This is a genomic window from Vallitalea sediminicola, assembly GCF_054408565.1.
The window spans coordinates 124,006-145,802 of sequence record NZ_BTPT01000001.1; the positions used below are offsets into that span (position 1 = coordinate 124,006).

Annotated in this window: 21 protein-coding genes; 13 read left to right on the forward strand and 8 right to left on the reverse strand. The window is 29.6% G+C overall.

Features of this window, described 5'->3' with window-relative positions; translation table 11 throughout:
• The first annotated feature begins 7 nt into the window (after window positions 1-7).
• The 13 genes from ACX6CF_RS00570 to ACX6CF_RS00630 all read left to right on the forward strand — a co-directional run bounded on the left by ACX6CF_RS00570 (window position 8) and on the right by ACX6CF_RS00630 (window position 15,775).
• Window positions 8-1,654, forward strand: coding sequence for a thiamine pyrophosphate-binding protein (locus ACX6CF_RS00570; RefSeq protein WP_458783342.1), 1,647 nt, complete (start codon window positions 8-10; stop codon window positions 1,652-1,654).
• A 19-nt stretch (window positions 1,655-1,673) separates the two neighbouring features.
• On the forward strand, window positions 1,674-2,480 hold the full coding sequence (locus ACX6CF_RS00575) for a beta-keto acid cleavage family enzyme (RefSeq protein WP_458783343.1): 807 nt from the start codon (window positions 1,674-1,676) through the stop codon (window positions 2,478-2,480).
• Window positions 2,477-3,649: an MFS transporter gene (locus ACX6CF_RS00580; protein ID WP_458783344.1), complete on the forward strand. Its 1,173-nt coding sequence runs from the start codon at window positions 2,477-2,479 to the stop codon at window positions 3,647-3,649. Before ACX6CF_RS00575 ends, ACX6CF_RS00580 begins: the two co-directional genes overlap by 4 nt.
• 18 nt (window positions 3,650-3,667) lie before the next feature.
• Window positions 3,668-6,721 (forward strand): non-ribosomal peptide synthetase, encoded by a 3,054-nt coding sequence (locus tag ACX6CF_RS00585; protein ID WP_458783345.1) that lies wholly within the window; start codon window positions 3,668-3,670, stop codon window positions 6,719-6,721.
• 43 nt (window positions 6,722-6,764) lie between these two features.
• Window positions 6,765-8,549 (forward strand): Gfo/Idh/MocA family protein, encoded by a 1,785-nt coding sequence (locus ACX6CF_RS00590; protein WP_458783346.1) that lies wholly within the window; start codon window positions 6,765-6,767, stop codon window positions 8,547-8,549.
• The gene (locus ACX6CF_RS00595) at window positions 8,542-9,591 is read left to right on the forward strand and encodes a pyridoxal phosphate-dependent aminotransferase (RefSeq protein WP_458783347.1); all 1,050 of its coding nucleotides are present in this window, start codon (window positions 8,542-8,544) and stop codon (window positions 9,589-9,591) included. Before ACX6CF_RS00590 ends, ACX6CF_RS00595 begins: the two co-directional genes overlap by 8 nt.
• A 1-nt stretch (window position 9,592) precedes the next feature.
• Window positions 9,593-10,285 carry a D-sedoheptulose-7-phosphate isomerase gene (locus ACX6CF_RS00600; protein ID WP_458783348.1) on the forward strand — a complete coding sequence of 231 codons (693 nt, stop codon included), beginning with the start codon at window positions 9,593-9,595 and terminating at the stop codon, window positions 10,283-10,285.
• 5 nt (window positions 10,286-10,290) lie between these two features.
• Window positions 10,291-11,427 (forward strand): radical SAM/SPASM domain-containing protein, encoded by a 1,137-nt coding sequence (locus ACX6CF_RS00605; protein WP_458783349.1) that lies wholly within the window; start codon window positions 10,291-10,293, stop codon window positions 11,425-11,427.
• Between the two features lie 3 nt (window positions 11,428-11,430).
• On the forward strand, window positions 11,431-12,663 hold the full coding sequence (locus tag ACX6CF_RS00610; RefSeq protein ID WP_458783350.1) for a hypothetical protein: 1,233 nt from the start codon (window positions 11,431-11,433) through the stop codon (window positions 12,661-12,663).
• A 4-nt stretch (window positions 12,664-12,667) separates the two neighbouring features.
• Complete coding sequence (locus ACX6CF_RS00615) at window positions 12,668-13,312, forward strand: hypothetical protein (protein ID WP_458783351.1); 645 nt, start codon at window positions 12,668-12,670, stop codon at window positions 13,310-13,312.
• Window positions 13,313-13,331: 19 nt separating this feature from the next.
• Window positions 13,332-14,165 carry an SDR family oxidoreductase gene (locus ACX6CF_RS00620; RefSeq protein WP_458783352.1) on the forward strand — a complete coding sequence of 278 codons (834 nt, stop codon included), beginning with the start codon at window positions 13,332-13,334 and terminating at the stop codon, window positions 14,163-14,165.
• A gap of 117 nt (window positions 14,166-14,282) precedes the next feature.
• On the forward strand, window positions 14,283-14,939 hold the full coding sequence (locus ACX6CF_RS00625; protein ID WP_458783353.1) for a TraX family protein: 657 nt from the start codon (window positions 14,283-14,285) through the stop codon (window positions 14,937-14,939).
• An 89-nt stretch (window positions 14,940-15,028) separates the two neighbouring features.
• Window positions 15,029-15,775, forward strand: coding sequence for a TspO/MBR family protein (locus ACX6CF_RS00630; protein WP_458783354.1), 747 nt, complete (start codon window positions 15,029-15,031; stop codon window positions 15,773-15,775).
• Window positions 15,776-15,953: 178 nt separating this feature from the next.
• Here ACX6CF_RS00630 and queC read toward each other — a convergent pair whose 3' ends face one another.
• The 8 genes from queC to ACX6CF_RS00670 all read right to left on the reverse strand — a co-directional run bounded on the left by queC (window position 15,954) and on the right by ACX6CF_RS00670 (window position 21,490).
• The gene (queC, locus tag ACX6CF_RS00635) at window positions 15,954-16,616 is read right to left on the reverse strand and encodes a 7-cyano-7-deazaguanine synthase QueC (protein ID WP_458783441.1); all 663 of its coding nucleotides are present in this window, start codon (window positions 16,614-16,616) and stop codon (window positions 15,954-15,956) included.
• Window positions 16,617-16,640: 24 nt separating this feature from the next.
• Entirely contained in the window at window positions 16,641-17,228 is a 588-nt protein-coding gene (gene folE / locus ACX6CF_RS00640) for a GTP cyclohydrolase I FolE (protein ID WP_458783355.1), read from the reverse strand.
• 6 nt (window positions 17,229-17,234) lie between these two features.
• A complete protein-coding gene (gene queE / locus ACX6CF_RS00645) occupies window positions 17,235-17,903 on the reverse strand; it encodes a putative 7-carboxy-7-deazaguanine synthase QueE (protein WP_458783356.1) in 669 nt (222 codons plus the stop codon).
• Window positions 17,904-17,906: 3 nt separating this feature from the next.
• Window positions 17,907-18,338 carry a 6-carboxytetrahydropterin synthase QueD gene (queD, locus tag ACX6CF_RS00650; RefSeq protein WP_458783357.1) on the reverse strand — a complete coding sequence of 144 codons (432 nt, stop codon included), beginning with the start codon at window positions 18,336-18,338 and terminating at the stop codon, window positions 17,907-17,909.
• A gap of 25 nt (window positions 18,339-18,363) precedes the next feature.
• The gene (locus ACX6CF_RS00655) at window positions 18,364-19,122 is read right to left on the reverse strand and encodes an acyl-CoA dehydratase activase (protein ID WP_458783358.1); all 759 of its coding nucleotides are present in this window, start codon (window positions 19,120-19,122) and stop codon (window positions 18,364-18,366) included.
• A complete protein-coding gene (locus tag ACX6CF_RS00660; RefSeq protein ID WP_458783359.1) occupies window positions 19,119-20,123 on the reverse strand; it encodes a 2-hydroxyacyl-CoA dehydratase family protein in 1,005 nt (334 codons plus the stop codon). Before ACX6CF_RS00660 ends, ACX6CF_RS00655 begins: the two co-directional genes overlap by 4 nt.
• Before the next feature lie 248 nt (window positions 20,124-20,371).
• On the reverse strand, window positions 20,372-21,097 hold the full coding sequence (locus tag ACX6CF_RS00665) for an ion channel (RefSeq protein ID WP_458783360.1): 726 nt from the start codon (window positions 21,095-21,097) through the stop codon (window positions 20,372-20,374).
• A 213-nt stretch (window positions 21,098-21,310) separates the two neighbouring features.
• Window positions 21,311-21,490: a hypothetical protein gene (locus tag ACX6CF_RS00670; RefSeq protein ID WP_458783361.1), complete on the reverse strand. Its 180-nt coding sequence runs from the start codon at window positions 21,488-21,490 to the stop codon at window positions 21,311-21,313.
• Window positions 21,491-21,797 lie beyond the last annotated feature (307 nt).

Consider the following 21,797-nt stretch of genomic DNA (forward strand, 5'->3'; position numbering starts at 1 on the left):
TGGTAATATGAAAATTATTGATTACTTAATAGATAAAAAAGTTAATATTCATTCAGTACCCGGATCACATAACTTACCACTATATGAAGTTGGTGAGAAAGAATCAGATCTGAAATTATTATCATGGAGAACAGAATATGGTGCATTTAATGGAGCTCTAGGTTCTGCTAAGGCTATGGGAAAAACTGAGATTATTACAACTATTGCAGGACCGGGTATAACAAGTTTAACTACTGTCGTAGGACAAGCTTATGCTGAATCAGTTCCATTGATATGTATAGGTGTTAATAACTATAAGAAGGATATGGACGCTGAAAAAGGATTAATTCATGAAATAGCAGACAGTAGAGGTTTGTTTGAGCCAATAACTGCAGTAAGTGTTAGAGCAGAGACTGGGAAAGAATTAGCAAATATGATATATCATTTTATGGAAAACAGCAAAGAAATAGCTAAACCTATATATATTGAAGTACCCAGTGAAATATTTTCTGAGGCATTTGAAAACAATGCAGAAATAACAAAGGAATGTAACATATTAGAAGAATTTTTATATGAGAATGATGATGAGATTGAAAAGATAGTAGATGAATGTGCAAAAAAACTCATTAATGCAACTTTACCAGTTATACATATAGGCTGGGGCGGACAATTAAGTGATGTATCCAAGGAACTTATAGAAATATGTAATACATGTGGTGTAATGGTAATTCCCACTGTTAGAGCAAGAGGATTACTTGAAGAAAATTATCCATATAATGCTGGTGCTATATGGGATAGAGGAAGACAAGTTACTGAAATAGCTCAAAAGAGTGATTTGGTTATTGCTATTGGAACAAGATTATCAATGCTAAATACTAAGAATGGAACACTTCCTATAGAAGGTGATCTGTATCATATAGTTAATGATTCAAAATTTTTTGGAGTATTTTATCCTGATTCAACTAATTTAAAATGTGATAGTAAGAGATTTTTGAAGATGTTATTAGAGAAAATTAAAGGGCAAAAGAATGAAGAAAGATGCAATAGAATAAAAGAAACAGTAGCAAGAATAAGAGAGCAATGGGATTCAAAATTGGAAGAAAAAGTACCAGCGGTATCAAAACTGATGAGCGATATTAGAGAAGCATATGATGAAGATACACATTTTGTTGTAGATATGTGCCAAGAAGGGTATTGGTTAGCAAGATATATTCATATGAATAGAAGATTAGTTCACCAATCACCATTTTATTTTGGAACATTAGGAGCATCTATCCCTAATGCTATAGGAGTAAGTTACAATAAGAAAAGTGATGTAGTTACAGTATGTGGTGATGGAGGATTTGCATATGGGTTCAATGAGTTGTCAACAGCTAAGAAATATGAGATACCTATAAAAATCTTACTGTTCAATAATAAAAGATTCGATGCAATAGTAAGAGCTCATAGGTTTAGATATAACAATGAATCAGATCATTATCAATTATATAATCCTGATTTTAAATGTATAAGTGATGCATATGATATAAATTATTACAAAACAGATTATAGAGGAGTTAAAGATACCATTTGTAAAGCAAACAAAGAATCCAAGTCATACATAATTGAAGTAATTAGTGACGACATTCCTATGTTTAATAGTATAAAATGGGAAGATTTGAATCTTAATATATAGCCTATAAGGATGTGATAAAATGAATAATACAATTATTGAAGTTGCTCCAGTAAGTTTTTTAAATCATAAAAATAATCCATTGACACCAGAAGAGATAGCTGATGAAGTTTATAGATGTTATAAAGAAGGTGCTACAATTTTTCATCTTCATGTACGAGATGAAATGGGAAAGGAATGCAAGGAAGCTGAAGGGTTTTTGAAAACAATTAGATTGATAAGAGAAAAATGTGACATTTTAATTAATATCAATGCAACTAATTTCCAGATGCTATCCTCATATTTTGATGAATATCCAGAAATGAAGATTTGTCCATTGCATTTGGGTTCATTAACACTTTTTAATTTCGCACTGCCTTTTACATGGGATCAAATAGTACATAATGCCAATAAAAACTCTGAATATGATCTAGTCCAAGAAATGTGCATATTTGATTTAGCAAATATACATAATGCAAAAAAAATTATTAAAGAGGGTAATGTAAAAAATTCATATCTCTATACATTTTATTTGAACTATCCAGGACAATTACCAGCTAGTGAAAAAAACATAACTATTTTATCGGAAGAGATGGATGTTGATGATATATGGTTTTATGCAGAATGTAATCGTAATAACTATGATAACATAAAAACAGCTCTTAGATTAGGAGGAAATATAAGAGTTGGATTCGAAGATAGCTTTTATGATGATGAGACACAGTATCCAACTAATCATCTATTAGTTAGAAAAGTTGCTGAGTTATCTAAACAGTATAATAGAGGAATAGCTGATATAGAAGAGACAAAGAAAAGACTTGGAATAAAACTACATGGAGAAGAGATATGAAATACAAAAATTCAATATTGATAATTTCAGGGAATACAGTATCTCAATTTGGTAGCGTAATGTTTTCGTTAGCATTGAACTGGTGGATTATTGATACAACAAATAATGTGAGATTATTAGGGTATGTTACAGCAGCGGCAACTATTCCTCTTATAGTGCTTAATTTATTTGGTGGAGTAATAGCGGATAAAGGAAATAAGCAAAAGGTTCTTGTTGGATGTGATATGCTAAGTGGATTATTATGCATAGTTCTAGGTATATTCATGAGAGAAACTTATATTAATATCCCGTTGGTCATAATGATTAATGTTCTACTTAGTTGTTCAATGGCAATATTTTCACCAACACTGAGATCAATTGTACCAGAAGTTATAAATAAAAAAATTATAACAAAGACAAATTCGATTCTAACGAATTTAACAGAAGCAGTAAAAATTATAGCTCCATTGGTAGCTTCTATGCTTTTTGCTAATAGTTATATTGGATTCAAGGGTATATTTATAATAAACGGAATATCATTTATTGTTTCAGCAATATCTGAATCATTTATAAATTATACTAAGAGAGAAATAGAGCAGAAGGGTGTTTTATTAGAGATAAAAAGGGGATTTAATCATATAATTGAGAATAAAGTTCTGTTTAGATTATTATTAATATGTGCGGGAGTCAATTTTTTCATTGCCGGTTATAATCTGGTATTACCGTATTATATAAAAAATGTAATCAAGATAGATAATTATTATAGCTTAGCTTTAACAATCCAAGCGGCAGGAGGGATTGTTGGATCAATATTAGTATTCAAAAAAAATAAAGAAGCAAGTCTTCACGAAATATCAATGAATTTGATTCTATGCGGAGGGGCACTAATCATTACAATAATAGCTCATCCAATTGCACTACTGGTATCTGTGTTTATATATGGATTATTTTTAACAAAATTCAATATAGCATTTTTCTCATATCTACAGCTTAATGTTGATAAGGAATTTTTGGGAAGAGTTTTTTCGGTAGTTTTCTTTGTCGCGATAATATTGATGCCTCTAGGAAATTTGGTGTTTGGTTTTGCAGCTGAATACTTAAAAAATTATATATTTGTAATTATTGGAGCTTTTATAATATGTTGTGTATTTATGATGTTTGGTGCTAAAGATGACAAATTGAATTATTGAAAGGGGCAGAAGAATTAGATGAAAACTATAATGGATATATTCAAGAAAAAAGCTGAAATAGTTGGAGAAAAAGCTGCTATATATTTTAATGATACAAGTGTATCCTACAAAGAATTAGATATCTTAAGTGATAAACTTGCAAAATATCTTATTCAATCAGGAGTGAAAGAAAACAATATAATACCTATATTCTGTGAACCAAGTATTGAAAGAATCGTAGGATTGTTTGCTATATTAAAAGCAGGAGCAGCATACTTACCAATTCCAGTAGATAGCACTAGAGAGAGAATAGATTATTTAATAAAGGATAGTGGTACAGATATTATTGTCAGTGATAGGACAAACAAGTCTTTTCAAGGAGTAAGGTCAATAGATATTAAATCACTAGATTATAGTAATCTAGATAATTCAGATATAGAAAAAAGAAATGGAGAAATTGCTTACGTTATATATACATCTGGAAGTACAGGTAAACCTAAAGGTGTTAAAGTATCTCATAGTAATTTAATGTATGTTTTAAATAATATGCAAAAATATTATTCTGTTACACCAGAAGATAAATATTTACTGAATACTCCATATTCTTTTGATGTATCAGTCGTAGAAATATTTGGATGGATTTTAGGAGAAGGATCATTAGTGGTAAGTGAACTAGAAACAAAGAAAAAATATGATGATCTAATTAATATGATTGGTAGATATAATATTACCCATCTATCATTTTCTCCATCCATAATAAGATTGGTATACCAATTATTTAGTGAAAAAGATATTCAGGTAATTAATGAAAATGTAAAATATTTAATGTTTGCGGGAGAAGAATTCCAATATGAATATGCAAAAAAATCTTTGGAAACATTTAACAATGTAAAAATATTTAATCTGTATGGACCTACTGAAGCAACAGTTTATGCAACAAGATATGAAGTAGATAAAAGAATATTAGAGAAAAAATATGTACCTATCGGAATACCACTTGATGGAGCAAATATCAAAATAATGGATAAGAATGGACAAGAAGTAAAAGAGGGTGAAAAAGGAGAAATCTATATCTATGGAGATGGAGTAGCGATAGGTTATCATAATGTAACCCTTAATAATGATAGATTCTCAACTGATTGTCATGGTGATAGGTTCTATAGAACTGGAGATATTGGAAAAATTGATGAAGATGGGAATATTAAATTTCTTGGAAGAAACGATAATCAAGTTCAGATTCATGGTATTAGAGTAGAACTGGGAGAAATTGAAAATGTACTATTAAGGTTAGAGGGCGTTATGGGAATATGTGTCGTTTATGAAAAAAATCAATTGATTGCTTTTATAGAAGGAAATGAAAAACTGAGTATAGATAGCATTAAAGATAAATTATCTAACGTGCTTCCTAAGTACATGATCCCCACCAGAATGCTAGTTGTAAGGGAATTCCCTATGAATACTAATAGAAAAGTGGATAGAAAAAAATTATTGCATATGATAAACAATAATGACAATGCAATTGAAAAAGAAGTATTAGAAGGTAATAGTCTAATAATCAGCAAACTATTTAACAAAGTATTGGGCGTTGAAGTTAATAATAGTAAAGAAGATTTCTTTGACCTAGGAGGAGATTCATTAAATGGAATACATCTTCTAAGTTTACTTGAAAAGGAATTCAATATTGAATTTAGAAATGATTTTTTATATAGCTATTCAACAATCAATGCCATAAGTGATTATGTTACAAAAATTAAAAATGAAATAAAAGAAAGTGAAATTCTAAAGGGTACAGAAAATAGTTGTGTAATTGATAGAGAAATGCTGAAAAAAGAGTTAGCGGATTCATATGAGAGAAATTCTCAGAATATGAGAAAAGGAAAGCTAAAAGAATATAATTCGTTTTTCTTTCAAAGAGTATACAGGAATATTAAGTTTGATAGTAAAATCAATGTGGAAATTTTCATAGATAAGAAAGTTACTATTATAGAAATAAAGAAGGCAGTAGAAGCGATAATAAGGGATAACTCAGTTTTTAGAGTATTTTTGAAAGAAAAAGTTGATAATATTGTATTCCTTGAAAATCAGGACTTTGATGCATATACTCTGGCTAAATATAATATGAACTGTGGAGTAGGAAAACATAGTGAATATCAAAAGATTATAAATGAGGAACTAAATAATTCTTTGAAGATTTATAATGAAAAGTATCTTTTATATAACATGATACTAGTTGAATATATGGATGGATATGTAATGAACATAGCACTTGATCATAACATAGCTGATTTGAGTTGCGTTCATATCTTGAAGAAAAAATTTAATAGTATTTTAAAAGGTAAGGACTTGGATAGAGGTATTGACTATCATGAATTCATCAACATAACTGAACAAAATAATCAAGAAGATCTTTTATCACAGGAATATACCATAAAAGTTGACGAAGCAAATAAAGGTGTAGATAAAAGTAAACTCAAAGAAATTGAAAATGGAATACTAGTATTGAAAAAACCAATAGAAAATGTAAGTAATAATGAATGGTATATTAATGAAGCGTCCTACATAGTAGGACAAATCGGTTGTTATATCTTTAACGCACCAGCTGTAAGCATCAATGTAATATTGAATCTAAGGAAAATAAAAGGAATGGATATAAGTGAGCTTGTGGGCGATGTGCACACTATTGGAACAATGATTGTAAATAAAGAAGATAGCAGAGATGAATACGAAAAATATATTAAAAATGAGTTTGATAAATTCTACATTGATGATGGAAAAAATCCTATGCATGTAATATATAAAAATCTGCCAATCAAAGAGGAATATCAAAAACAGATAGAAAAAATATATGTATCAGATATACCTATAAATCTTAATTATGTTGGACAAATTAAAGAAAAAGAAATTGGGGATTTCTATAATAATCTAGTAGAAACAAAGAAGAAACTAGATAAATTTGAAGTTAAGATGTTAAAAACTACTGTTGTTACCACTGATAAGAATATGTATATATTCTTGTTAAAGAAGCCTGTTATAAGTATTGAGATATTAAATGAAATTGGTTTGGAAAACATTGAAATGGAGACAGAATCATAAGGGTGACCTATGATTCTGTTTATAAGGGGAGTGCTGTGATTTAATGAAAAAAAATGTGTTGATAATAGGACTTGGCGGAATAGGAAAAAGACATTTAGAGAATCTCATATATCTTGATGAGAATATAAATATAACGGTATATGGTAGAAAATATTTAGAAGAGTACATAAGAAAGATAAATAAAAAATATAATAAGAGAATCCAATTAATAACTGAAGATAAACATTTAATAGAAATTAAGTTTGTTGATATGGTCTATATCACATTACCTACATCTGAGCATATATTCTACGGAGAAATGTTTTTGGATAGATGTGATGTAATGTTTATAGAAAAACCTCTTGGAACTAATATTGAAGAAGTAGAGGATTTCAAAATTAAACTAGAGGCATCAAAAACAAAATGTTATGTAGGATTTCAGAGAAGATATCTAAGTTGTTGGAATAATGTCAGAGAAATTATGAAGAATCCTAGTACTGATATCGGGAAGTTAAAATATATATCAGGTCGAATTACATCTTATGTTCCTGAATGGAGAAAAAATATTGATTATAAGGAACTATACGCGGTTAAAAAGAATCTCGGTGGGGGTGTAATACTAACAGAATGCCACGAGATTGATTTAATGCAATGGATAGTGGGTAATATTAAAACAATTTCAGTTGAAGGTGGAAATCTGACAGACGAAGATTTAGAAGTTGAAGATGCTGTTCTTATGCAAGGCGAAATTGAGTATGGTGATGAAGATGTTCCTTATAATATGATTGTAGATTTTATGAATCCTATTAAAGAACGTAAAATTAATTTTGAATTTCAAAAAGGAAGAATTACAGTTGATGAGATAGAGAATTCAATTAAAATGTCTATTGCTGGAAAAGAAACTATACATAATGAGTATGGACAAGAGAATCCTTTTGAGAGTGAAAACAATGAGCTTCTAAAGGTAATGAACAATAAAAATTATACAAGTAAATATCTAACAGAATTCAATGAAGGTTATGAAGTACAAAATACATTAGAATATGCTAAAAAATCTTTAATCAAAAAAGAAAAATTGCAAAGTGAGACAAGTAGATTTCCAACAGAAACAAGGGAATTAATACAAAAAGTTATTAAAAAAGCTGTTGAAACATTCAAGGAAGACTTAATAGCCATATATGCTATGGGAAGCCTTGGATATGGTGGATATGTTAATGGCTGGAGTGATTTAGACATTGATATAATAGTTGAATGTTCATCAAAGAAAGATTCACAAGATAAATATAAGATCGGTAAAATAATGCAAAATGAATTGATTTCAGAGGAATATGATAGATTAGATGTAAGAACGTATAATCATAAGATGTTGAATGATTGTAATACACCATCAGAATTTGGTGAAAGGTCAAGAGCCAGTATGCTAGTTGATTCTTCTAAGTTAATATATGGAAAAGATATTAGAAATGAAGTGAATAGACCCACAAATATTCAATTGGGTAAAGAAAGTTTGGATCTTATAAAATGGATGTTGGGGCAAGATGATGAGTGGTGGGATAATAGAGATATTGATGACGTAGCTGCTTTTTTAGCTTTACCAGCTAGATTCATATATAGTATTGATACAGGAAAAGTTGCAGGAAAGAAATTAGCTTTCGAATATATATTTGAAAATCATCAAGATAAGATACCCAAAGATACATATCTATGGCTGATGTGGGCATATTGTAAACGTGTGTCTGAGAAAATTCCTCAAATAAGAATGAGTGCAAAAGATGCCAGTTCCAGCATTAAATTATTTTTAGAAGAAGCAAGGAAATATATAGAAAAGGAAGTTGAAAAGTATGATTAAACCTAGAAAACATATTGAGGAGTTTGAGAGAGATGGACAACCATATGACACCAGATTAAATAGAATGAGATTAGCATTCAATGAATATGTAGACAAGATTGATGATGATTTCGTTAATGAAATATTGGCTGAACTTAATGGGGAAAGGCTTAGTGCGTATCCTGAGGTTAATGAAGCATATGAAATAATATCAAAATATCTTGATATGGATATAGATAATTTATTATTAGGGCATGGATCAGATTCTGTACTATTCAATATTATTTCTGCATTTTGTGGAGAAGGAGATACTATTGCATCAATAATTCCTACATATGGAATGTACAGGGTTTATGCAAACATGTTGAACTGTAAGTTTGTTACAGTTGAATATAACAAAGAAAGAGAGATAAGTTCAAAGAATCTTAATGAACTGCTTCAATGTGCTCCAAAAGTCGTTATAATTGCAAATCCTAACGGTGTCATTGGTACTAGAATAGAAGATATGGAAATGATGAATTTTATTAAAGAAGCAAAGAAGAGAGAAATTCTAGTCATAATTGATGAAGCTTATGCAGAATATTCTAAAAAAACGATGATGGATTACGTTAAAGAATATGATAATTTAGTTGTAGTAAGAAGTTTTTCCAAGAGTTTAGGAATGGCTGGGGCAAGGATTGGCTATGGGGTAATGGATAAGGAAATCAGAAAACACGCATATAAAATGAAGCCCGTTGTTGAAGTGAATGTGTTAGCTGTCAGTGCTATAAAAGTACTTTTTAGAAATAAAGGAATTAGAGATAGTCAAATAGATAATATAGTCAAATCAAAGATATATACAACTTGTGAATTGAGAAAACAAGGATATGATGTATTAGAAACAGAAACCAATTTCATTCTTATCAATTTTGGAGATAGAGAAACCAAAGTAATAGAGAAGTTGAAAAAAGAAAAAGTAGAATTGAAAAGATTAGACGAAAAATATAAAGGTTATTATAGAGTAACTGTAGGAACGATAGATATTATGGAAAAATTTGTTGGTTATATAAAGGAAGTGAAATAATATGGAACAGATTATTAGTATTAAAGATAGAATTAATACGGATTATTATTTTATTAATGAAACTATTGAAGAGTATTGCGAAAGCTTCCAGGTGCTTAATTCATGTAGAGAAGAAATCGAAAAAGCGGTTATGATAATGATAGAATGTTATGAAAGAAAAGGAAAAGTGCTAGTATGTGGAAATGGTGGGAGTGCTGCAGATTCTCAACATATTGTCTGTGAACTTATGAAGAGTTTCAAAGTGAATAGAAAATTATCGAGAATAAATAATAAACTAACAAAAGTTTCTAAGAAAGAAGAATATATCCTTAATAATCTTGAACAAGGACTTCCTGCTATTAACCTAACAAGTGATATGGGACTAATAACTGCAATTTGCAATGATATTAATTCAGATCTTATATTTGCTCAACAAATATATTCTTTAGCTGGGGATAATGATGTTGTTATATTGATATCTACATCAGGTAATTCAAAAAATATATGTGAAGCAGCAATTACTTCAAAACTAAAAAAACTAAAAATCATAGGGTTAACAGGTATTGATGGTGGTTATCTAAACAATAAATGCGATGCTTTAATAAAATCACCATATGATGATACACCTAGGATACAAGAGGTACATGTATTGATTTATCATATTATATGTGAATTAGTTGAAAAATATTTTTTTGATAATAATTGGGAGGGTTAGTTAATATGAAATTTGAAAACTGTATTTTGGAAAAAACAAGTGAAGTAGAAGAGATTAAAAATATATTACTTGATAGAATAAAAAAGTCAGAGATATATTTTGAAAGTGATTATCTAAGAAAAAAAATAATTGAAGCTATAAAAATATCTGGATATCATAATTATGAGAGCAGATATGGAAATATTGATGGAACTTTTACGTTGAACGAGTTAGAAAAAGCTAATGAGAAAGATTCTGAATTAATGGTAAGATATATAGAATATAGATATAAGTTTAAAAATTATCCTAATAAGCATATTGTTAATCAATTTCCACTTGTACTTGCTATAGAACCATCCAAAGCATGTAATTTAAAATGTATTATGTGTTTTCAGTCAAATCCTGATTTTAAAATAGAAGATGGTTCAAATGGGATAATGACCATGGATACATATGAGAAGATTATGGATGAAGCAAGTAAATATAAACTTCCTGCAATAGTTTTAGCCAGCAGAGGAGAACCATTACTTAATCCAAACATTGATAAAATGATAAGTAGAGCAAGTGAAGCAGGGGTAATAGATATAAAAATGAACACTAATGCATTATTGCTTGATGAAGACATGAGTAGACGGTTACTAAAAACTTCTCTCCATTCTTTAGTTTTTTCAGTAGATGCTATAAATGAACAGGACTATAAGAAAATAAGAGGAGGAGACTTCAATAAGGTAATTAATAATATTAATAGATTCAATGAGATTAGAAAAAAGGAGTTTCCTGACTCAAAGCTAAGAACGAGAACAGCTGTTGTATTAGTAAATAGTGTTGAAAGAAAAGAGAGCATAGAAGAGATAAAGAGTTATTGGAAAGGGAAAGTAGATGAAATATCTATAAAAACGGAAAATGACTTTAAAGGAGTGTATGATGATAATTCAATAGAAGAGAAAAAACCTTGTAGTTTACTTTGGGAACGTTTTTATATTTGGCATGATGGCGTTATCAATCCATGTGATATAGATTATAAAAGCAAATTAAATTGTGGCAACATAAATGAAACAACAATAAAGGAAGCTTGGAATGGAGAGTATATGACAAGATTAAGAGAGAAACATAAGAGAAAGAACAAAAGTATGTATCCTTGTAACAACTGTATTGGGTATTAGATTTTGAAAAAACTATTAGTTACAATAAGGCATCCAGGACCAGCGGATGCAATATTAACAATAATACCTAAGCTTAATGAAGTGTTTTCTATAACAATGATAGTTACAGATTGTGCAATAGATATACTAAAACAAAGGTTTCCCAGATATCTGAAAGAATATACTATATATTTTCCAGGCAAATCAATTGAAGGAAAATTTTCAAAAGAGATAGAGACAAGCCATTTCAAGACCGAATTTGATTCATCTGAAAAAAATGAATATGAAAATTTTTATAAGATGGTATTAGAATTAGTTGATTATATAAATCCAGATGTAGCATTAAGAACTACACCAGCATATAAATGGGGAATAGATGAAATAATCCCAAGAGCTATGAAAGAAATTGGCAAATACGATAATAGTTTCTGTTTCCAGGAATACTATGGCGTAGGTAAAGGAATGAATAATTATGAAAATGAAGTTGCAATATACAAGGCTAAGAATCTTTTTACAGTTGATAGATCATCAGCAAAATTTCTTCATAAGAGAGGGATAGAGGCTATCAGTGTAGGGTGGATAAGTCATATCAAATTCCAAAAGATGGAACTATTCCAGAGCCTAAGAAAAAAATCAAGAGAGAAGATAGGTATAAAAGATGAAAAATTTATAATGTACTGTGTGGTTAACTGTGGTGAAATAATTCAAGAAGTTAACCACTTTGAAAAATTATTAATATGCTTAGAAGAAATAAGCCAAAATGAAGATAATATCAAAATATTAATTAAGTTTCATCCTAGAAATTCGAAAGAGGAAATCAAGTTATATAAAAAAAGAGCTCAAAAATATAATGTTCAAGTAGTAGACGTGGGTATTTCACTTGATTATTATGAGATACTAACACTCCCAGACATAATATATTCAGCTGCATCAAATATGAATATTGATTTATTAGCATATCAATATGCTCATGAAAAATATGAGGATATAGCAAAACACGTAATGAGTGTCTACTCTAATGACAATTTCACAAAACATATAATACATAAAGCAACTGGTAATCATATTATTCCTTCTCATACAGATAAAGGAGGACATGTTTTAGTAAATGACGAGAACATGAAAAGTGTTTTTAAGAAACTTATATTAGATGAAGATAAGTATGAAGCGGTATCAAGAACAGCATATGATAATTTCAATGGTGCCCATTGTAGTGATGAAAATATAATATCTTCTATACTGAAATTAATGAGGTGATAAAATGAAAGAACACAGTATAAAACATGTTTTGAAACTTATATCTAAAGAAAAAATTAATTTTGATCAAGTAGAGAATTACTTTAATAATTCTAAAAATAAAGAAATTCATTATTATAGTATAAAGGAAGATGCAAGTGGTAATTTTCCTTGGAAGACTATAATTAATATAGTGATTGAGGATAGTTGTGAAGTATTAGAGACAGAAAAACTAAGAGAGAAATATCGTAGTGTAAGAGATGATTTCTTAAATAATATGAATATTAAAGAAAAAAATACTGTATGTGAGTTGTACAAACAATACTACTTTGGTGAGGAATTGGATAGATATTATTTGATTATCTCTTTTTATTCTATGAATGACAAAGTAAATAAGATACAAAGAGAAAAGAATATGATGGAACATTTTAATATGGAAAAGAAACAGAATCTATATAAATTAGTACATTTCAATGAAATCATGGATCAAGAAGAATCTAATAAAGATTTTCAGTTTGTTTTTGAATCGTATATGGAACAAGAGAATCATATTGATGATTTATATGATTTGGAATTTATTAAAATAATGAGAGAACATTCAAAAGGATTCCTAGATGTTGATACACGTAAGCTTGCATTTGGTGAAGTTAGAGTACTGAAGAAAAGTTAATAAATAGAGGTGAATATAGATGGAAAATTCTTTGGAGTTATTTACATTAAAAGGAGAAATTGCCGTAATAACAGGTGCGGCAGGACTTCTAGGGAAAAAACATGCAGAAGCAATATTAGATGCTGATGGAAGCGTTGTATTAATTGATATAAATGAAAAAAAATTAGATGAGTTGAAAGAGGATTTATGTAAGAAATACAATTGTGAAAATATATTAACACTAGTAATAGATATCACTAATGAAAATATGTTATCAAAAGCAAAAGATGAGATAATAAGACGATATGAAAAAGTGGATATATTAATTAATAATGCTGCTAATAATCCGTCAATGAAAGATAATAATGGAAACAATGAAACAAGGCTAGAAAACTTTGATTTGAATATGTGGAACGCAGATGTAAGCGTAGGACTCACAGGTGCATTTTTATGTGTTAAGGTTTTTGGTAGTCTAATGGCTCATAATAAAAAAGGAGTAATTATAAACATATCATCTGATCTAGGAATTATGGCTCCAGACCAAAGATTATATGAAAAGGATGGAGTTGAAAATGCAAAACAATCAGTAAAGCCTGTAACATATTCTGTTGTAAAGAGTGGCATTATCGGGTTGACAAAATACATATCTACCTATTGGGCAGAGAACAATGTAAGATGTAATGCCGTAGCATTTGGTGGTGTTCTTAACAATCAAGATGAAAATTTCATAGAGAAAGTTAACTATAGAATACCTCTAGGAAGACTAGCTGATGTTGATGAATATAAAGGAACTATTCTATATCTATGTAGTAATGCTTCATCATATATGAATGGAACTGTATTAGTTATTGATGGGGGAAGAACTGCATGGTAATAACTATATTATTCTCTTCTGGTAAAATATTACTATAAGTAATTGCAATAAACCTGGACAACATATATTATAATAGTAATAAAGATTATTATAATATATGGAGGAGATGGGAAAACGATGAATTCAACGAATCTGAAGATAATTGCTTGTTTGACAATGTTAGTAGACCACTTAGGGGCAATATTCTTTCCACAATATATTTATTTGAGAATAATAGGAAGAATTGCATTTCCTATCTTTGCTTTTTTAATAGCAGAAGGATACTTTCATACACATGACGTCAAGAAATACTTAATCAGATTATTTACATTCGCCTTAATATCTGAAATACCTTATAATCTAGCATTTGAGGGTAATATAATAGAGTTTGGTAGCGGGTTGAATGTGTTTTTCACACTTTTCTTTGGGTTACTTGCTGTATTTGTATATGACCACTATAAAAAATTGGGTTATCTACTAGTATTATTGATAGGAATAGTTGCGTATTTCCTTGATACTGATTACGGTATATTAGGTGTATTGGTTATATTTGCATTCTATGTTTTCAGAAGTGATTTTTATAAGCAGGCATTAAGTTATATTCTTTTGACATCTTTATTCTTAGGTATTATGTATTTTAGATATCATGGTATTAATTTGCAGGTATTTTCACCAATAGCGTTGATATTTATATATTATTATAATGGAAAGAAAGGTCCGAAAATCAAATATTTGTTTTATGTTTTTTACCCTGGACATTTATTGATACTTGGTCTGTTAGAATATATTTTATAAGGATTATCTTAAATTAAAATAGATTTATTGCATTAAAATCAAATAATAGACATATATAGTAATAAATAATAAATGAAGGACGAGGATATATGGGAAAGAAGATTAGGATACTTAATGTTATTGGATATGTAATCATGGTGGTGGTTAATATTCTTGCTGCGGCGTTACCTCTTAACGGTAAAACAACAGGAGAAATATCTAGTGACATCAATTCCTTATTCACTCCAGCACCCTATACATTCATGATATGGGGGCTCATCTACATATTATTACTAGGATTTGTCATCTATGGATTAATGCCAAAACAAAAACAAAATGCCTGTATTGATTCAATAGGTATCACTTTTTTTATCTCAAGCATATTAAATGCATTGTGGTTAATTGCTTGGCACTATGAAAAATTATGGTTATCGCTGATCATCATGGTATTACTTCTATTTACACTGATTAAAATCTATAATAGAGTAAATAGTAACTGTGTAACTAAAAGCAGTGATAAGAAGTTCGTTAAATTACCTTTCAGTGTCTACCTAGCGTGGATATCCATAGCTACAATAGCTAATGTTTCTGCTGTTCTAAAAGCTACTGGATGGAATGGTTTAGGGTTATCAGAAACTGTATGGACAGTGATTGTATTGATCTTTGCATTAATTCTTTCATTATATGTTTCAATCAATAACAAGGACTTAGCATATTTATTAACTACTGCTTGGGCATTGATTGGAATATTAGTTAGACATTGTGGAAGTAATACTCCTATAAGTATAACAGTAATTGCTGCTGTAATATTGATAATCATTCAGATATTATTCAATTTAAGAAAACAGGGGAAATAGTCTTTGCTATTTTGAGATGGATATTTTTTCTAAGTTAATCATATGCTTGAATCATACTATATAAGTTGAATTAAATAATGGCTATAGAACAAGTAATTATTTAGTTCTATTCAACTTATAAAATCAAGAAAAATATATCTAATTCAAGCATATGAAATTTATACTTTATAAATAGTCTCTATTCGTAATAGTCCTTTTTGAATTCCAAGTATCCACTTTTTCTCAATTTACAAGCAGGACAGTCTCCGCATCCATTGCCTATGATTCCATTATAACATGTTAGAGTTTCTTCTTTTACTACATCAAGTACGCCTAGGTCGTAAGCCATTTTCCATGTTTGTGCTTTATTTATCCACATTAGTGGAGTATAGATTTCAAATTGATAATCCATAGCAAGATTTAGAGTTACATTTATGGATTTTATGAATACATCTCTACAATCTGGGTAGCCACTGAAATCACTTTCTGATACTCCAGTAATAATGTTATTTATTCCTCTTTGTTTCGCAAATACTGCTACAAATGTTAGAAACAGCATGTTCCTACCATCTACAAATGAATTAGGAACACCTTTGTCTGGGGAATCTTTGTCTACCTTTATATCTGTTCTGGTTAATGAATTCGGAGCTAGTTGATTCAATAGCCCAAGGTCTAGAGTATGATGTTCTATCTCGTATTTCTTACAAATGTCTTTTGCGCACTCTAATTCTAATATATGTTTTTGATTATAATCAAAAGATACAGCTATAACTTCTTTGAATTTCTTTTTTGCCCAGAATAAACAAGTTGTACTGTCTTGTCCACCGCTAAATACTACTACTGCTTTTTCTTTATTCATAATTTTTATACCATCCATTCTATATTTTTATTTATACATCATCATTAATCTATTGTTCAAAAGGATATCAGTCTTGAATTTCCCTCTTAATGTTGTTGTCACTGTTTTGGCATTAGTCTTTTTTATTCCTCTTGTAGTCATACATCCATGTTCACCTTTAATGATAACTGCTACATCTTCGGATTCTGTTATCTTTTGCATTATCTCTGCAATATCAGTACCTATTCTTTCCTGTAGTTGTAGTCTTCTTCCAACCATATCTGCTATTCTTGCAATTTTACTAAGCCCTATGATTTTCTTATTAGGTAGATATGCTACAGCTACCTTCATGTTGTACATTAACGCCAAGTGATGCTCACAATGGCTGAAAATATCAATATCCTTCATAAGAACCATGTCTTTACTTCCTTCTTCTACATATAAATCATCTTCAAAAGTCTTATTGAACATATCAGCGATATCATCATTGGTATAACACATTCCTTGAAACACTTCTTCATACATATTGGCTACACGGGAAGGGGTGTCCTTAAGACCTTCACGGTCAGGATTTTCTCCTAAAGCTATTAAAATACCTCTTATATGTTTTGCTATTTCTGTTTTATTGATTTCCATACTAAGCTAGACACCTCTTTTCTCAGGTTCCCATATAATTTTATGTAATTGAACCTGAAGAGTAACACCGTTCATATGATTGTCTATCATAAATTGTACTATATCACGCATATCTATTTGACCAAATACTGGACTTATATATACGTTGGTATTCTCTATTAAATCATATTTGTAGATGATAGATTTTGCTTTTTCCAAATCTTCAATACTTCCAGATACAAATTTAACTGTATCAGCCTTAGTCAAATAGTTGAAGTTATCAAGTTTCATCTTGGATTCCATATTACTTGAAGGTAGTTTGTAATCCATTGTAAACCTGATTTTATTTTCTTCTGATTCTGAGAACCTCTTTAAATCCATACTACCATTTGTCTCTATTTCTATTATAAATTCATCTTCTTTTGTTAAAAGTTCCAATAACTCCGAGATTCCATCTTCAAGTAATGGTTCTCCTCCAGTTAATGTTACATTCCTGATTCCTGTTGATTTTATGTATTCGTATATACTAGCCGCATTCATTGATTCGTATGGAACATCGGCCTTATTTGCCCACAGGGTGTCACAATAGCTACAACTTAGATTACAGCCTGCAAATCTAATGAAAACTGCTAATTGTCCTGCTAAACGACCTTCTCCGTTTATGCTGACAAATTTTTCAACTACTTTTAATTTCAAAATCTATTTCGCCTCACTTTTTTCATATATTGCACTATTGGTTGGAGTTTCATATACAACAGCTCTTTTTACGTTATAGCCCTTATCTTCCATTTTATTAAACATGAATTTTGCAAAATTTTCTGCTGTAGGTCGAAAATCAACTTGTATAATACTGAAACCGTCTTCTAACAAACACTCTAGAGTTTGTTTCCTCATGGTCTCTTTTTGTATAATCAGAGCGTGATCAAAGAAGTCAACCATTTCTTTAACATCTTTCTTGAAATCACCAAAATCTATGATCATACCATCAAGTTGTCCGCCTATTTTTAATATTTCTGATTGTATCTCAATTTCTACTTTCCATCTATGTCCATGAATATTACTGCACTTTCCCTCATAGTTTGCAAGAAAGTGAGCACTGTCAAAACTATGCTCTGTTTTTAAAATATACATTTCTATTCCTCCATATCTTGCTTATCTACAAAAAGCTATTTCCATAATAGCAGCATCCTATAGCTCCGTTGAATTGGGGTTCATCAACGGTAATTATATTTTCATAATCTTTTTTTAGATAATGGTTTACAGCCTTATTGGTTGCAACGCCACCAGTGATAATTAGATTTTTTCCTTTGAAATTGCTTATAAGTGGTCTTAGCCTTTTATATAGAGAATAATTAACCCCAGCGCAAAGGCTTTTTATATCAATCCCTTCAGCTATTTTTCCAATCAACTCAGATTCAGAAAACACTGCACATGTTGAGTTTAATTCAACAGGATTTTCATAATGATTACTCATTGAATCAAGTGATATTTCTAGAACATTTGCCATATTTTCTAGATACCGTCCACAGGAAGCGGCACATTTTTCATTCAGGTCCAAATCTGTGATTATGCCTTTTTCAACTCTGACGATTTTAACATCTTGACCGCCTATATCTAAGAGTATAAAATCTTTTAATCCTGTTTGATAGATTCCTCCATAGACATGGGCTTTTATTTCATTTATTGCTTTGAACATTCTAAGATCAGTATTATTTTTTCCATATCCCGTTGATACAGCTTTATCTATATTATCAATTTCAAGCTTACTTAAATCCACTAAGATTTTACCATCGAAACGGCAGTATTCTCTATAAAATGACATTGTACTTATCTTAGATTTTTTTACTATCTCATCATTCTCCATTACTGCAATCTTGACTTCTCTGCTGCCTAGATCGATTCCCAAGGTTTTCATACACATGATACCTCCTTAAGATCCCTTAACATATCAAGAAAAGCTTCTAACCTAAGTTTAGTTCTGGCATCTAAGCTATTTAGTTTATCCCCTTCAATATTTATGATAGGAACATTTATCTTGTCTTTCAAAATAATGTTTTCTATTGCTCTGTAACAAAATGCTTGAGTATAATGAATTATCCCATCAATCTGCCTATCTTCAATCTGTTTTTTTATTTCCTTGATTCTAAAATTCACATCATATGGATATGTATAATCATAATATTGGTCATATATATTGGAAGCATCCTCACATCTAGGAAAAGCAAATTCTCTTTGAACCTCATTATAAACAAAAGAAGCATCGAATTTCTCTACAAAATCATATATGTCAATGGTCATAGGTGGAACTCCTATATATCCCAATCTAACTTTTTTACAGCTACAATTTCTTTCTTTCGCCTTTTCAATAAAAGTCTTCAATTCTTCTTCATATATGTCAGCATCTCCGTTAAAATCACTTAAACTAACTTGATATAAGTGGTTTTCGAATCCACTAACATTGTTATGTACATATGTTAATCTGTCCATTTCCACAGCAAGTTTTCTTATCTTATTCAATCTTAACCGTACTTTTTCTACCTCTTCAAAACTTACATTAAAAATATCCATGAATTTTTTAATTTCCAACTCATCATCTTTTTTATTATGACTCTGTGGAAATGAAAACGGATATACAGTGATTCCTTTTAATTCCAATACTTCAGCTAACGCTTTTGTATTAGAACAATCTCCTTCAATAACTCCAACAATCTCTTTTATGTCATTTTCTATACAAGCACCATATATACCTTTTATCCAAGCACACAGGCTTTTGGGAAATCCATCTCTTTCAGCTATTTCTATATACTTTGAATATTCATCAGAAGTTATAAAAAGATTATTCAAGTCTATAGGTGTATATCCAGCGGCTATAAGAACTTCCACAGGTACCGTAGTAGTTAAACCAATTTTCTTCACTATGTTATCCTCCTTCTTAAAAAAGGACATTAAAAAAAGGGTGAAAACCACCCTAAAACAAAAAAACTATCTATATATATTAAGACGATAGCCTTTTATAAGTCCTAGTTTTATTTATAGACAGGATGGTTACGAACTGTCTTATTTAATTGCGTTAAGTATATCATAGCTTTTTATAATATACAATAGTAAAACTCTGTTATCTATACCTGGGAATATTAAAAATTGAAATTTTATAATAAGAATAGTTAGTTTATATCCTTGTTTTTACTGAATATTTTCTTGGAACTTTTACCAAATACAAAAATTATTGCAACTGGCCATAAAACAGTAGTGATTATATGACTTATAATAGCTTGTATTATAACTAACCTCTTAGTTATCTCCGAGTACTCCGACGGTCTTATATCACCAAACCCAATAGTGAAGAAGGTAGTGGTACTAAAATAAAGAGCATCAAGATGACTAAATATCTCATCCTCACCAATTATACCCTCGTTGAATATATTACTCAAATGAGTATATAAAAGCGCAAATGAATCAATAACCGAAAAAAGCAAAGACAAATATAAAAAGAATATACACAATATCTTTAAAAAAGGTCTATTAAAAAACGAAGTAATATAAAAATTACAATTCTTATCACTATTATTGATATGATAAGCAAGTATCAAAAAATCAAAGATAGATGTCAAGTATATAGCACATAAAATAAAAATAAGGGTAAAGGTTTCATTTCTATTAAGCAGAATATGATTATTCTGTATAAGCATAAAAGGCAGATATATAAGCAGTACAATATTAACAAAACATCCTATATAAAAACACTTCGTACTTATGAAAAGCATAAATAGGGATAGAAAAATTATTATGACCGCCTTACTATCAAGACTCTCCAAAATCACAAACATAAATAACAAGAAAAAAGCAACAACCATAAAAACAACACTGCTTCTTGTAAAATTCAACTTCATAAAAACTACCTTTCCTACTATCAAATAAAATTATGTATCTTCAGATATGAGGCTGTCAAATGAGACAGCCCCATTAATATCACTATATTTCTACTCTCAACAAAATAAAAACAAACTTATGATTTGAATATCGAGTGTAAATAGTATAGGGGGATTATTCCCCTATACTATTGGAACGACTGTTAATCACATTTATAAGTTTACTGAAATATATTATTCCGTATGATTTATTTGATCATATAAATCTAATTTACAATGACTATTTTCCCAGTTATTACAATTAAGGCAAGATGTACTTTCTACAGTTGAATTTGACAAGGATTGTACATTTTGTTTTGGACAATAAGAACTACATTGCTTAGCAGTTTCACAAAAATTCATCATGCTATCCATAATTATTTCTCCTTTCAATATAAATGTTGAATTAACCATTTAGGCTAAGTTTTTCAATTCAACATTTTACCTACCTAACTTTTCTTCTTTTTTTGGAATAAGATTTAGTTAAATCCCGGCTATCAAAAAAATCATTTGTGTAACCCAAAGGACTATAAAGGTTAAAGATATATTCACTAACTGGCAGATGGATTATAGACGATTTTGGGTATCTACATATTTGCCTATTGTTAGAAAAACTTATCATAATATCCCTCCAGATACTAAATATTATAAAATTTATTAGCAGAACTAATATAATCTATTA